At 59.9% G+C, this 14,630-nt stretch carries 12 protein-coding genes; 7 read left to right on the top strand and 5 right to left on the bottom strand.

The genetic code is table 11. The annotated features are described in order from the left end of the window. Window positions 1–34: 34 nt before the first annotated feature. On the bottom strand, window positions 35–1,642 hold the full coding sequence (locus tag EM858_RS02695) for an ABC transporter substrate-binding protein (protein WP_065117479.1): 1,608 nt from the start codon (window positions 1,640–1,642) through the stop codon (window positions 35–37). 270 nt (window positions 1,643–1,912) lie between these two features. On the opposite strand from EM858_RS02695, the gene EM858_RS02690 reads away from it, so the two are divergent. The 7 genes from EM858_RS02690 (at window position 1,913) to EM858_RS02660 (ending at window position 9,194) form a co-directional block, all read left to right on the top strand. Then, entirely contained in the window at window positions 1,913–2,902 is a 990-nt protein-coding gene (locus EM858_RS02690) for an ABC transporter permease (protein WP_127755719.1), read from the top strand. Further along, window positions 2,899–3,894, top strand: coding sequence for an ABC transporter permease (locus tag EM858_RS02685; RefSeq protein WP_110757843.1), 996 nt, complete (start codon window positions 2,899–2,901; stop codon window positions 3,892–3,894). Before EM858_RS02690 ends, EM858_RS02685 begins: the two co-directional genes overlap by 4 nt. Continuing rightward, on the top strand, window positions 3,891–4,889 hold the full coding sequence (locus EM858_RS02680) for an ABC transporter ATP-binding protein (protein WP_065117476.1): 999 nt from the start codon (window positions 3,891–3,893) through the stop codon (window positions 4,887–4,889). The genes EM858_RS02685 and EM858_RS02680 overlap by 4 nt, the downstream gene beginning before the upstream one ends. Beyond that, the gene (locus tag EM858_RS02675; protein WP_127755718.1) at window positions 4,867–5,802 is read left to right on the top strand and encodes an oligopeptide/dipeptide ABC transporter ATP-binding protein; all 936 of its coding nucleotides are present in this window, start codon (window positions 4,867–4,869) and stop codon (window positions 5,800–5,802) included. The genes EM858_RS02680 and EM858_RS02675 overlap by 23 nt, the downstream gene beginning before the upstream one ends. Before the next feature lie 18 nt (window positions 5,803–5,820). Beyond that, window positions 5,821–6,876, top strand: coding sequence for an aldo/keto reductase (locus tag EM858_RS02670; protein ID WP_127755717.1), 1,056 nt, complete (start codon window positions 5,821–5,823; stop codon window positions 6,874–6,876). A 70-nt stretch (window positions 6,877–6,946) separates the two neighbouring features. Next, the gene (locus tag EM858_RS02665; RefSeq protein ID WP_127755716.1) at window positions 6,947–8,185 is read left to right on the top strand and encodes an acyl-CoA dehydrogenase family protein; all 1,239 of its coding nucleotides are present in this window, start codon (window positions 6,947–6,949) and stop codon (window positions 8,183–8,185) included. 37 nt (window positions 8,186–8,222) lie between these two features. Further along, entirely contained in the window at window positions 8,223–9,194 is a 972-nt protein-coding gene (locus tag EM858_RS02660) for a LysR substrate-binding domain-containing protein (protein ID WP_127755715.1), read from the top strand. Between the two features lie 16 nt (window positions 9,195–9,210). On the opposite strand, the gene EM858_RS02655 is transcribed toward EM858_RS02660, so the two are convergent. The 4 genes from EM858_RS02655 to EM858_RS02640 form a co-directional block, all read right to left on the bottom strand. Next, window positions 9,211–10,563 carry an LLM class flavin-dependent oxidoreductase gene (locus EM858_RS02655; RefSeq protein WP_127755714.1) on the bottom strand — a complete coding sequence of 451 codons (1,353 nt, stop codon included), beginning with the start codon at window positions 10,561–10,563 and terminating at the stop codon, window positions 9,211–9,213. Window positions 10,564–10,611: 48 nt separating this feature from the next. After that, on the bottom strand, window positions 10,612–12,207 hold the full coding sequence (locus EM858_RS02650) for an ABC transporter substrate-binding protein (RefSeq protein ID WP_127755713.1): 1,596 nt from the start codon (window positions 12,205–12,207) through the stop codon (window positions 10,612–10,614). Between the two features lie 41 nt (window positions 12,208–12,248). Continuing rightward, a complete protein-coding gene (locus EM858_RS02645) occupies window positions 12,249–12,599 on the bottom strand; it encodes a DUF3088 domain-containing protein (protein ID WP_080819243.1) in 351 nt (116 codons plus the stop codon). A gap of 430 nt (window positions 12,600–13,029) precedes the next feature. Further along, complete coding sequence (locus EM858_RS02640; protein WP_164865277.1) at window positions 13,030–14,619, bottom strand: ABC transporter substrate-binding protein; 1,590 nt, start codon at window positions 14,617–14,619, stop codon at window positions 13,030–13,032. Window positions 14,620–14,630 lie beyond the last annotated feature (11 nt).

Below are 14,630 nucleotides of genomic sequence, written 5' to 3'. Positions count from 1 at the left end.
CCCGCAGCAAAGGGGGCCGGGTCTGGTGAAACGATCAGGATGCGGCGATATGCGCGAAGGCGAGGCTTCCCGCCACACCTTCGGCGCCGATGGTGTGATCGGCGATACGCTTGTTGAAGATGGTAATTTCGGGTGCCGCAACGATATCGATGGCCGGCACGTCCTCTACGAGAATCTGCTGGATTTCCTTCCATTGCGCGACGCGCTTGTCCGGATCGATCTCGATGGCGGCGGCTTCGAGAAGCGCATCCACCTTCGGATTGCTGTAGGCCGCACCATTGGAGAAAGGCACGCCCTTCTTGAAGTTCTTCGACCAATAAAGCCGCTGCACGCCGACGGTCGGATCGAAGAGATTGCTCATGCCCTCATAGGCAAAATCGAAATCGCGATCCGTGTAGATGCGCTTGGTATAGGTGGCGAAATCCTGCGTGCGCACCGTCACGTCGACGCCGACTTTCGCCAGCGCCTGGCGAATATAATCCGCGCCGCGCGGATAGGCTTCGGTGCTGGGCACGTAATCCAGATTGAGCTTGAAACGGATGCCATCCGCACCGCGCTTATATCCGGCCTCATCGAGAAGCGCTTCGGCGGCCTTCAGATCGATCGGATAGGTCTTCAGATCATCCACGAACCATTTCGTCAGCTTCGGATTGATCGGCCCGGTGATGGTCGCGCCGTAACCGTAATTAACGGTGTTGAAGATGACGTTGCGGTCGATCACATGCGCGAAGGCGCGACGGACGCGCACATCCTTGAACACATCCTTTTCGAGATTGAACTCCACGCGGCTGACGGAATTCGAATATTGATAGCCATTTGTCTCAAAACCGAGGCTGGGAAGCTCTTTCAGGCGGTCGAGATCGCTATAGGCGACCGGCGTGCTGGGGGCGAGATCGATCTCGCCGGTTTCAATGGCAATCGCTCGGGCGGAAGCGTCAGGAATGAAGCGGACGATCAGCTTGTCGAGATAGGGGCGCGGCGCATCCCAATAATCGGCATTGCGCTCAAAAACGATATGGCTGCCGCGCACCCACTCCTTGAACTTGAACGGGCCGGTACCGATGGGGGCGAGATTGACCGGGTTTTCCGTCACTTTCGTGCCTTCATAGAGATGTTTCGGCACGATGGGCGTTTCGGCGGCGGCGAGCGCCGTTATCAGGTATGGCGCTGGTTTGGAAAGAACCAGAACCGCCGTCAACTCATCAGGCGTCTCGACGCTTGTGAGGTTCAGGAATGTATTACGGCCGCGCGGATGCACTTCCTTGATGGTATTGATGGAGAAAGCCACATCGGCGGAAGTGAAGGGCTTGCCGTCATGCCACTTTACGCCGGGCCTCAGCTTGAAGGTATAACGCAGGCCATCTGCACTCACATCCCATGATTTGGCCAACAGCGGCTTGGGATTGAGATCGAAATCATAGGTCAGCAGACCTTCGGTCACCTTTGGCGATATATAGACGGAATTATAGGCCGTATGCGCGATCGTCGTCAGCACCGGCGGTTCCGATGAGATGAGCAGGGTGGCCGTGCCGCCACTTGCCGGCTCCGCCGCGCGGAGCTTCAGCCCCGGCAAAGACACCACGCCAAGCGCCACCGAGGCCAGCAGAAATCCTCGCCGCGTCGTCTGGTTGAAAATAGTCATGCGATACCCTCTCCTTGATTGAACCGGCGAAAAACCGGCAAACTGAACGGTCGCGCTTAGGAAGAAGTTTGTTCCGCAGAGGAGAGTGAGTTTGGCATGAAGAACCAACCATTCTCATAATTAGGAATTATCTTTTCTTTATGGCGCATATTTCCGTAAATTTCAGAAAATAATTCTATTACTCTTTGACAAATTCCATAAAATTAGTCAACTAATGCTCACGCCTTTCGAGGCTGATTTTATGTTTCCCACGCTTACGGACTGGAGCCGATGTCGAATTCGAAACGGATTTTATCGCAGGCAAGACGGGTGGCCATTCAGGCCATTCCGACGGTTCTCGGTATCGTCATCCTGAACTTCTTCCTGCTGCAGCTGGCACCCGGCGATGCCGCCGATGTCCTGGCGGCGGAAGCGGGTTCGGCAACCGTCGAGACCATGGCGGAAATCCGCTCCCGCTTCGGGCTTGATCTGCCGGTTCTGCATCAGCTGATGAACTATCTCGGCAATCTGGCCCAGTTCAGCCTTGGTTTTTCGCCGCGATACGGCATGCCTGTGGCAGACCTTATCGGCCAGCGCCTGCCCGGCACGCTGGCGCTGATGGGCGCAGCCCTTGGTATCGCGATCTTCGTCGGCGTGTTCCTCGGCTCCATCATGGCGCTTTTCTCCGGCAAGCTGCCGGACCGGATCATTTCGATTGGCTCACTGATCTTTTATTCCGTACCGGGTTTCTGGATCGGCCTGATGCTGATCCTGACCTTTTCCGTCAAGCTCGGCTGGCTTCCGTCCGGCGGTGGCAGCACCATTGGCAGCAGCCTTACCGGTTTCGCCGCCTTTTTCGACAGACTGCGTTACATCGTGCTCCCTGCCCTGTCGCTGGCGCTCTATTTTCTAGCCATTTATGCCCGCCTCACCCGCGCGGCCATGCTGGAAGTGAAATCGCAGGACTATGTGCGCACGGCGCGTGCCAAAGGCGTTTCGCCGATCAGGCTCACCACGCGCCACATCCTGCGCAACGCGCTCATCCCCATCACCACCATGGCCGGCATGCATATTGGCGGCCTCCTCGGCGGCGCCGTTGTGGTTGAAACCGTCTTCAGCTGGCCGGGCCTTGGCCGCCTGGCCTTCGAAGCCGTGATGGCGCGGGATTTCAGCGTGCTGCTCGGCATTCTGCTTCTCTCCTCCCTCGTCGTCATCATCGTCAATGCGGCCGTGGACCTGTTGCAGGCATGGCTTGACCCCCGCATCGGAGAAAGCCGATGAACTCATCCCACACGACAGCGGTTCTCAACACGGCCGAACTTGACGCTGAAGAGACCAATCCCAAACCGAAAAAGCCGGAAGAAAAGGCCTGGCCCTATATTCATGCGCCGGATGCGCTTTCGGCCCGCTCCGTCTCCGTGCCGCGACGTGGACTGCGGCGCGAACTAAAAATCTTCCTCACCAATCCCAATGCCATCGTCGGGTTGCTGTTTCTCGCCACCGTCATCGTCACCGCACTGATCGCCCCGTTGATCTATCCCGGCGATCCCCTGGAAATGGTGGCCCGCCCGTTCCTGTGGCCGGGCCAGAACGCGGCCTATCCGCTCGGAACCGATTCCATGGGCCGGGATGTTCTGGCCGGCATCGTGCATGGCGCGCGCATCTCGCTCACCGTCGGTGTCGTGGCAACGCTGATCGGCCTCACCATCGGCATCGCGGTTGGCGCCTTCGCCGGTTATTTTGGTGGCGTCATTGATGATATCCTCGTCAAGCTGATCGAAATCTTCCAGACCTTGCCGAATTTCGTGCTCTTGGTGGTACTGGTCGCCATCGCCCAGCCGTCTGTCACCACGGTCACGTCAGCCATCGGCATCATCACCTGGCCGCTGGTTGCGCGTCTTACCCGTGCGGAATTCCGCGCCATCCGCGAAAAGGACTATGTGCTCGCCGCGCGCAGCCTGGGTTATGGTCATGCCCGCATCGTCTTTCAGGAAATCCTGCCCAATGCGCTGCCACCAATCATCGTCACCTCATCCGTCATGGTTGCGGGAGCGATCCTCATGGAAGCAGCGCTGTCCTTCATGGGGCTTGGCGATCCCAACCGTGTCTCCTGGGGTTCGATGATCGGTTCCGGCCGTGATGTCATCCGCACGGCGTGGTATCTGACCGCCCTTCCCGGCCTTGCCATCGTCTTCACCGTCATTTCGCTGAACCTCATCAGCGATGGCCTCAACGATGCGCTCAACCCCCGTTTTTCGGAGGAACGCCGATGAGCAAACTGATCGAAGTCCATGATCTCTCCGTCAGCTTCGGCTCAACCCAGCCGGTCAAAGGCGTCAGTTTCGATGTCAGCCCCGGCGAAATGCTGGCGATCGTCGGCGAAAGCGGCTCCGGCAAATCCCTGACGGCACTTGGCCTGATCGGCCTTCTGCCCTCCCACGCCAAGACCGGCGGCCGGGTTCTGCTCGAGGGCCGCGATCTGCTGCCGCTTTCCGAGCGGCAATGGCGCGGCATTCGCGGCCGGGATATCGGCATGATCTTTCAGGAGCCGATGACTTCGCTCAACCCGGTGCTGACGGTCGGCGAACAGATAATCGAGGTGCTGCGCATCCATGAGAAGATCGACCGGCATCAGGCGCGCAAACGCGCCATCGAGCTGCTGGACCTCGTCAACATCCCCGATGCGGGCCGCCGGGTGGATGATTATCCGCACCAGCTTTCCGGCGGCATGCGCCAGCGTGTGATGATCGCCATCGGCGTTGCCTGCAATCCGAAACTCCTGATCGCCGACGAGGCGACGACGGCACTTGACGTGACGATACAGGCGCAGATCCTGCAGCTGCTCGACAATCTGCGCCGCGATCTCAACATGGCGGTCATCCTAATCACGCACGATCTCGGCATCGTGGCACAATGGGCGGACCGGGTGATGGTCATGTATGCCGGCCGTAAAGTGGAAGAAGGGCTGCCGGAACCGGTTTTCTCCAACCCCTACCATCCCTATACGCGCGGCCTGCTTGCCGCCTCGCCGCGCGCGGAAGACGGCCAGCATTATCGCGACGGGCCGCTCATCGAGATTCCGGGCTCCATCGTTTCCGCCACGGGGGAACGCGGTTGCGCCTTCCGACCGCGCTGTCCGAGCGCCCGTGGTTTCTGCGGGCAGTTCGTGCCGCCGCTAAGGCCGATTTCGGAAGGCCGCTACGCCGCCTGCCCTTTCGTTGCTCCCACATCCCAGGAGGTGTCCGATGACGCTCTTGTCAGTGCATAGTCTTTCCACCCACTATACGGGCGGACGCGGCACCGTGCGCGCCGTCGATGACGTCTCGCTTGATATCGAGGCGGGCGAAACCGTGGCACTGGTGGGCGAATCTGGCTGCGGCAAATCCTCGCTCGGCAAGTCGCTGATGCGTCTGGTCGAGCCGTCTTCCGGCAGGATCACCTTCAAGGGCGCCGATGTGACGGCAATGACGCCTTCGCAGCTGCGCGGCATACGCCGCCGCATCCAGATGATCTTTCAGGATCCCTTCGCCTCCCTCAATCCGCGACAGACGGTGCGCACCATCCTTACCGGGCCGCTGAAAGTGCACGGCATCGGCGACCGGGCGCGCCAGCGGGAGATTGTTGAAGCCATCGTCGCGCAGGTCGGCCTGCCGGCTGACGCGCTCGACCGTTATCCGCATGAATTTTCCGGCGGTCAGCGCCAGCGCATCGGCATTGCCCGCGCACTGGTTCTGGAACCGGAACTGGTGGTCTGCGACGAGCCGGTCTCGGCGCTCGATCTTTCGATACAGGCGCAGATCCTCAATCTTCTGGTAGAGATGAAGAAGCGGCTTTCGCTGTCCTATCTCTTCGTCTCACATGATCTGTCCGTGGTGCGTTATTTCTCCGACCGCGTGCTGGTCATGTATCTCGGAAAGATCGTCGAAAGCGCCCCGACATCGGAACTCTGGGCTTCTCCGAAGCATCCTTATACTCGCGCCCTTCTCGCTGCCGTTCCCGATCCCGCCCGCCGCAAGCAGGCGGCACCGATTTCCGGCGATCTGCCGAGTCCGCACGATCCGCCATCTGGCTGCCGGTTTCACACCCGCTGCCCGCTCGCCACCGATCTCTGTCGCGAAAAAGCGCCGGATTACACCCTTTTCGGCAAGAACCACGCCGTGGCCTGCCACCATGCCCAATAACTTAAAGGAGCAACCATAATGGTCGACTATCGCTATCTCGGACGCAGCGCGCTGAAAGTTTCACCGCTGAGCCTCGGCACGATGATGTTCGGAGGCCCGACACCGGATGACGTGGCCTTCCGCATCATCGACAAGGCACGCGAACAGGGCATCAACTTCATCGACACCGCCGATGTCTATCACGACGGCAAGTCGGAAGAGGTCGTTGGCCGCGGCATCAAGTCCACGCGCGATCACTGGGTTCTGGCGACGAAATTCGTCAATTCCCATACCAAGGGCCCGAACCTTGGCGGCCATTCGCGCAAATGGGTGATCGAGACCGTCGAGAATTCGCTGCGCCGCCTTAACACTGATTATATCGACATCCTCTATTTCCACCGCGCCGTCTTCGATGCGCCGCTGGAAGAGCCGGTGCGCGCCATCGCCGATCTCATCCGCGCCGGCAAGCTGCGCTATTTCGGCGTTTCGAACTTCCGCGGCTGGCGCATTGCCGAAATTTCGCATCTGGCCGACCAGCTCGGCATCGACCGGCCGGTTGCCAGCCAGCCGCTCTACAACATCGTCAACCGCACGGCGGAAGCCGAACAGCTGCCGGCCGCGCATAATTACGGCCTTGGCGTCGTGTCCTATTCACCGCTCGCACGCGGCGTACTGACCGGCAAATATCAGCCGGGCGAACAGCCGGGTGCCGATACCCGTGTTGGCCGGGGCGACAAACGCGTTCTGGAAACGGAATGGCGTCCGGAATCGGTTGAAATCGCCCAGAAGGTCGCGGCCCATGCCGCTTCGAAGGGCGTTTCGGCGGCGGATTTCGCGCTCGCCTGGGTGCTGAACAACAAGTTCGTCACCGCCGCCATCACCGGCCCGCGCACCGAAGAGCACTGGAATGGCTATATCCGCGCCCTCGATGTGAAAATCGATGCCGAAGATGAAGCACTGGTCGACAGCCTTGTGACAACAGGCCATCCCTCGACACCCGGTTTCAACGATCCGAGCCATCCCGTCGAAGGCCGCGTGCCGCGCAATCTCGAGGCCGCACACCGCCCGGCGCTCAAGCCGCGCGCGGTCGCCTGATCGTCCAGACGAACATGCCTGCGGCGCGATTGTGCCGCAGGCTATCACATCCGCTCACGGGAAAACCGCAATGTCCAATCCGAAACCACAGACAACCACCACCAATAATTCCGGCGTGCCGAGCCGCGACGAAATCCTGGCCCGGGCAAAGGACATTGCGGCTATCGCGGCCCGGGATGCCGCCCGCCGCGAGCGCCAGCGGGAACTGCCCTTCGATATCTTCGCCCTTATCAAGGAGGCAAAGATCGGCACGCTGCGTGTCCCCGAAGCCAAGGGCGGACCGGGCGGCTCGATTGCCGACTATATCGAAGTGCTGATGATCCTCGGCGAAGCCGACAGCAATATTCCGCACGCGCTTCGCAGCCATTTCAATTTCACCGAAAATCTCGCCCTTGCGCCCATCGAGCTGGAGGACCGGCGGCATCTTGAACAGGTCCTCGCCGGCAAGCTCTTTGCGGGCGCCAGCACCGAACAGGGCACCAAACGCGCCGGCGAAATCACCACCCGGCTGAGTGCCGAGGGCGACCGCTACCGGCTGAACGGCCGCAAATGGTATGCGACCGGCACGGCCTTTGCCGATTTTGGCACCTTCAGCGCCATTGGCGATGACGAGCAGCCGATCGGCGTGCTCATTCCGCTTGATCGTACTGGCATCACCATTCTCGACGACTGGGACAGCATGGGCCAGCGCATGACGGCAAGCGGCGGCGTGCTGCTTGAGAATGTCGAGGTGCTGCCGCATGAGCTGACAACCCGCAAGCTCGGCACCCAGATCGGCCGCCACAGCTCGGCCATGCGGCAGCTGCACCTTGCTGCGTCTGCCGCCGGCGCAGTTCAGGGCGCGCTTAATGACGGTGTGGAATATGTTCTGCGCCAGGCGCGTACCACGCTTCACAGCGCTGCGGAAACCGCCAATCAGGATCCCTTCGTGCAGAAGATGCTGGGTGAAATCAGTGCCGGCGCTTTCGCCGTCAAGACGCTCATTCGCGAAGCGGCCCGAACGCTCGACCGAACGGCTGCCGCCTTTGCAAATGGTGATGAAGAGGCCATTGAGGCAGCCCTGCTGGAAGGCTCGCTCGCCACCGCCCGCACCCAGATCATCGCCTCGCAGCTTTCGCTAACCGTCGCCACCAACCTCTATGAACTCGGCGGCGGTTCGGCGACATCGAGCGACCGCAATTTCGACCGCCACTGGCGCAACATCCGCACTGTCTACAATCACAATCCGCTTGCCCACAAGGCGCGGGTGATTGGTGACTATTACCTCAATGGCACCACGACGCATCTCAGGGAAGGCCGGGTGTTCTGACCATGCGGAAGATGCAGGCGGCAAAGGAGGAACAGCAATGAGAACGGAGTTTGTCGCTCCCGCCGCGAGCCGGGCAGCTTTTCGCCTGCCCACACTTTCGCGGCTACCGCCGCTGACCGCCTTGCGCGCCTTTGTGGTGGCCGCCCGCCATGCGAGCTTTTCGCGGGCGGCGGAGGAGCTGCATGTCTCCACCGCCGCCATCGGCCAGCAGGTCCGAATTCTCGAAACCCATCTCGGCCAGCCGCTTTTCAGCCGCCAGCGCGGTGAATTGCTGCTGACGGATGCCGGCAGCGCGCTTTATCCCGGCCTTGCCGATGCTTTCGAGACCATGATCGGCAGTCTTTCCGACCTGATGGTTTCGAATGCCCGACCGCAGTTGAAGGTTCTGGCGGAAGGTTGCTTTGCCGCACGCTGGCTGGCGCCGCGGCTGGGCAGCATCGTTCCGGCCCTCGGAGACGTCGAGCTTTCGATCGAATCCATCGAGGGTGAAACCTTCGATCTCACCCATTTTGATGCCGATTGCGCCATCGTCGCCACCCACGCGCAAATTCCGGGCTTCATTCACGAGCCGCTTTTCGCCGATACCGTTAGCGCTGTCTGCACTCCGCAGTTCGCAGCCCGCCATGAGCTTGCAGGCGCGCCCGCCCAATTGCGAAATCTCGGCTTTGCGATGTTGCGTGGCAATGGCCTGGACGCCGCCTTCGAATGGGCGAACTGGCTGCGCGCCTGCCGCATTCCACTCCGGCTTTCGGCGACAGGCCCGCGTTTTTCACGCCAGACGGCGCTGATAGAAGCAATCTTATCCGGCCATGGCATTGGCCTAGCGCGCCACTCGCTGATTTCGGAAGAGCTGAAAAACGGCCGTCTTATCGCCCCCTTCGGCTCACCACAGCCGACTGCAAGCCGTTACCACCTGCTGACCAGTCCTGACAGGCGGCGGCTGCCGGAGGTCGCATCTCTACTCGCTTTGTTGCGCGAGGATATACGCTCCCTCGAAGCCGCCGCCTGAACACGCCCGTCCCACCTCAGGCGCGTTCCCTTTGCAACTCTCTGGCCGCGTAGATGTTATCCGGCCGTGGCAGGCCATAATGGTCGCGCAGCGTATCGCCTTCGTAATCCTCACGGAACAGGCCGCGCCGTTTCAGGATCGGCACCACCTCATCCACGAAGATATCGAACCCGCCATTCAGCCATGGCGGCATGATGTTGAAACCATCGGCTGCGCCTTCGCGGAACCAGGTCTCTATCCAGTCTGCCACCTGTTCCGGCGTTCCGGAAATCACCTTGTGGCCGCGCCCGCCGGCAAGCCGGTGCAGCAACTGCCGGATCGTCGGGTTTTCCCGGTCTATGACATCGAGGACCAGCTGATGGCGGCTGCTATCCGCCTGCGCGCGTGTCGCCTCGACGGCCTCTATTGGCAGCGGCTTGTCAAGATCGGCCGATGACAGGTCTATGCCTGTCATGCGCTGCAATTGCCCGAGCGAAAAGGCCGGCTGGATGAGATCGTTGAAAGAGGCCTCAAGTTTGCGCGCCTCCTCCTCGGTTGAGGCGATAAAGGGGCTGATGCCAGGCAGGATTTTAACATGGGCGGGATTGCGACCTGCGGCAGCAACACGTCTCTTGATGTCAGAATAAAAAGACCGCGCACTCTCCAGAGTCTGATGCGCGGTAAAGATTGCCTCAGCATAGTGAGCCGCAAAACCACGGCCCTCCTCCGAGGAGCCGGCCTGCACATAGACCGGCCGGCCCTGGGGTGAACGCGGCACGTTGAGCGCGCCCCGCACCCGATAAAACTCGCCATCGTGATTGGCGGGATGGATGCGGTCTGTCTCGGCAAACAGACCGCTTTCCTTGTCGGCGACGATGGCATCGTCTTCCCAGCTGTCCCAGAGCTTCGTCACCACATCGACGAACTCGATGGCCTGACGGTAACGGTCGGCATGCGGCGGATGCTTCTGGAGATTGAAGTTGCCGGCCGCAGCATCGGCCGAAGTCGTGACGATGTTCCAGCCAACCCGGCCACCGCTGATATGATCCACGGACGCAAACAGCCGCGCGAGATTATATGGCTCGTAATAGGTGGTAGAGGCCGTGGCGATGAAACCGATCTTTTCGGTGACGGCGGCAAGCGCCGCCAGCATGGTGATCGGCTCCAGCCGGTGGCGGGCGGCGTAGCGGATATTGGCATCCAGCACCGGCGCATCGGCAAAGAAGATGGCATCCAGTTTCGCCGCTTCGGCCTTGCGGGCGATATCCTGATAGAGCTTTATATCGGTGACGCGATGCGGCTCAGAATCCGGATGCCGCCATGCCGCCTCATGATGTCCGCCCGGATAGATGAAGGCGTTGAGAACCAGCTTTTCGGATTTTTTGCTCATGGAAATAACCTCTTATTCGCTCTGATGCGGCTTGAAACCGAAGGAGGCTCACGCCTCCTTCGTCACCCAGGCTTTGGCGAGATTGCCGCTCAGCCCCTCTGCGCCTGTCGCATAGTCCTTGATGCGCACGCTGCCGACGACCGGCTGGATGGGAGAGACAAGATTGATGACGGGAAGATCCCTGGCGACGACGGCCTGAAATTCCTTGAAGAAAGCCGCACGCTTTTCGATATCCGGCTCCACTGCCGCCGCTTCCAGCAGCCGGTCCACTTCCGGATTGGCGTAATGGCTGGCATTGGAGAAGGGCAGGCCGATCTTGAAGTTCTTGCTCCAGTAGACACGCTGCACACCGGCTGTCGGATCGAAAGTGTTGGAGAGGGATTCCACCGAAAGGTCCCAGGCGCGGTCGGTATAGACGACCTTCACATAGGTGCCGAAATCGAATTTCTGGATATCCGCCTCGATGCCGATCTTCGACAGGGCCTGCGCGATGAAATCCGAATAGGTCTGCGGATTGAACGGGTTGGTGGTAACCCTGAGCTTGAAGCGCTTGCCGCCGTCCTTGCGCGGAAAGCCTGCCTCATCCAGCAATTTCTCCGCCTGCGCGACGTCGAACTTGGCAAAACCGATATCCGCATTGTGGAACTTCGCAAGGCCAGGGCTGATCGGCGTCGGCGACGGCACGGCGTAACCGTAAAGCACGGTATCGATGAGCGCCGGAACGTCGATGGCATGGGCGATGGCCTGCCTGACCTTCAATTCCTTGAGATATTCGTTCTCAAGGTTGATCACCAGCTGGTTCTGCTGGCCGGCATAGGCATAGATGCGGTCATCCACCTTCAGCGTCGGAATGGATTTCAGCCGTTCCAGATCGGCAAGCGCGACCGGATTGGGGCCAATATCCCCTTCGCCGGTTTCCAGTGCGGCAGCACGGGCACCCGCATCGTTGATGAGGCGGATGATGACGCGGTCGAGATGAGGGCGCGGCGCATCCCAATAATCGGCGTTTTTCTCCAGCAGGATATGACTGCCCGGCACCCATTCCTTCAGCACGAAAGGACCGCTGCCGATGATCTGGGCGGGCTTCGGATTATCAGTCGGCTTGAAGGTCTCGAAAATATGCTTCGGCACGATTGGCGATTCTGACGAGGCAAGCGCGGTGATCAGGCCCGGCGCCGGCTTGGAAAGCTTCACCTTCGCGACCAGCGGATCGGAGGTATCGACGCTCTCGACATTCGCGAACGTCGCCCGGCCGCGCGGATGGGCTTCCTTCAGCCGCAGAATGGAAAATTCCACATCTGCCGATGTCACCGGTTTGCCGTCGTGAAACTTCGCCTTCGGCTGCAGATGGAAGACATATTCCAGCCCATCGGCCGAAACGCTCCATTCCCTGGCGAGGCTCGGCTTGGGCGAAAGCTCGTAATCGTAAGTCAAAAGCCCGTCGTAAATCTTCGAGCCGATGAATTGCGGGCCGCCGGCGCTGGTGTTGATCGCCACAAGCTGCGTCGGCTCGGGAAAATAGACGATTTTGAGCGTACCGCCCGAAACCGGTTCTTCGGCAGCGGCAAAGGAACCGCCCGGAAGCGCGACGAACGCCCCGGCAGCGAGTGCAATTTTGTGAAACTGGCGTCTGGAAATAGTCATGTCTGTCTCCGAAAAAGAATCCGATATGCGGGCGCGGCAACTCAGTGCAGCTGCGGGAACCCGTGGCGCTCGGTGAGGATTTGCAAAATGCGTTTGGTGTCCTGAATGAAGTGCGTCTCGCCCTTGGCCGTAGCGTCGCTGGGCGCGTCGCCGGCAAAGACGAACAACGGCAGCGACTGGTTTTCCTCTCCCACGGCGGCGATGACCGCGTCACGCGGGCGCTGGAAACCGACGCGGCGGATATCGATCCCGGCAGCAAGATCAGGAAAGGCGGCAAGCAGGCCTTCGATCTGGTTACAATGCGGGCAGACGAAGCGGACACCGGGGTGCTTTGGGTCCTCAAAACCGGGGGCGATCAAAAAAAGCGTATCCTTGGCCATGGCATCCATCATGTGAGGGTGAGATTTCCAGCTCACAGTGCAGGCGGCCAGAGCGTCGGTCCAGAAAGCAATTCTTGTTTCGCGGCGAAGAAATGCTTTGCGCTAAATTATTGATGAAACTTATTTTTTCGAAATTTTTACGGGTGGTATCGCTATTTCGCTGGACCTGTTTCATGCGCAAAGTTTTTCCCTGAAACGGGCGTGTCGCGCGAAGGTGCAAACAGGGTGGAAGGCGGATTTCGGCAATAAAAAACCCGGCAGAATTGCCGGGTTAATGTTGATGATCGCAGACCCCTCATCCGTCATGCCGGGCTAGATCCGGCATCCAGCCACGGCGCGTCTGCGCCGTGAGAAGAGTCTCTTGCGATCAAGGACTTGATCGCGCTGGACCCCGGATCCAGTCCGGGGTGACGGAGCTTGGATGCCCCCTTTTGACAAACACTCACTCGCCTTTCCAGGCCGTCGCCAGATCGCCATAAGCAATATCGATGGTCGTCACGAGCGATTTCAGGCTGGTATTGCGCAGAATGACGGTCGGCAAAGCGACAATCGAGAAATTCGGCAAATCGTCGCCGGTGATTTTCTGGATATCGTGGAACTGCGCCGCCCGTTTCGTTTCGTCCACTTCAATCGCGGCCGCACGGAAAAGATCGTCCACCTTTGGATTGTTGTAGTGGGCGGCGTTGACGTAGGGCGCGGGTTTCTTGATCCCGTCGGACCAATAGAGGCGCTGCACGCCCGCTGTCGGATCGAACAGCCGGCTGATGCCATTCACCGTCAGGTCAAAACCGCGCTCGGTATAGACCCGCTTGATGAAGGTGGCGAGATCGCCTTCGACAATATCCACCTTCACGCCGAGTTTGCCGAAGGATGAGCGGAGATATTCGGCGGTTTTGCGGAAGACGTCGGAAGGCAGGAAGGCCAGCCGCAGTGAAAAACGGGTGCCATCAGCACCTCTCGGGTAACCAGCCTTGTCCAGCAATTCGTTCGCTTTGGCGAGATCAAAAGGATAGGTGAAAGGCTTTTCGTCATTATAGGCGGTGAAGACAGCCGGGATGTTCGACCCGGCCGGTTTGGCCGTACCGAAGAAGATGGCGTCATTGATGAAATCGCGGTCGATGGCATGGGCCAGCGCGTGGCGGACTTCCTTTTTGGCGAGGATCGGGTTCTCCAGATTGAATTCGAACACGGCGGCATTGTTGAGATAGGAGTCGGTATAAACCTCCACCTCAAGCTTCGGATTTTGCCGCAGACGCTCCAGATCGCTGTAGGACACATCGGCGGTATAATCCGCCTCGCCTGTTTCCACGGAAATGGTGGTGGAAGCCGAATCGGCGACGAAACGGGCCACGAAACCGTCGAGATAGGGAAGATCGGCCTGCCAGTAGTTCGGGTTCTTCTTCAGCTTCACATAGCTGCCGCGTTTCCATTCCTCGAAGACGAAGGGGCCGGTGCCGACTGGCGCGTTACCGTTCGGGCTTTCATTGTAATTTTCCGAATCATAGGCATGGGCCGGCAGGATGGGTGTTTCGCCACCCGTCAGCGCCCGCAGGAGATAGGGCGCGGGCTTGGAAAGCACCACCACGGCCGTCAGCGGATCGGGCGTTTCGATATCGGCAATATTGGCGAAAGTGATGCGCCCGCGTGGACCGACCTTCTTGAAGGCCAGCAGGGAAAATTTGACGTCCTGCGACGTGAAATCCTTGCCGTCATGCCATTTGACGCCCTTGCGCAGCTTGAAAGTGTGGCGCAGCCCATCCGCCGATGTTTCCCAGCTTTCGGCCAGAACGGGGTGCGGTTTGAATTCGCTGTCGAACCGTACCAGCCCTTCGAGGATTTTCGTGGAAATGGCGCGGGTGCGCGTATTGGAATCGGAAAGCGGCACCAGCGTCGTCGGCTCGCCAAGGCCTGCAAGGGTGACGATCCCGCCCTTTTTCGGCGTTTCGGCCGCCAGAGCCGGCAGGGAGGGCAACAGCATGGCCCCGGTTAGCGCTGCACTCAAAAGCAATGTCTTACGTCTTGTAATATCCATGGATGTTTCCT

Origin of the sequence: Agrobacterium sp. CNPSo 2736 (assembly GCF_004005385.1) — a bacterium.
Lineage (GTDB): Bacteria > Pseudomonadota > Alphaproteobacteria > Rhizobiales > Rhizobiaceae > Agrobacterium > Agrobacterium leguminum.
This window is presented reverse-complemented; position numbering and strand designations above follow the sequence as displayed.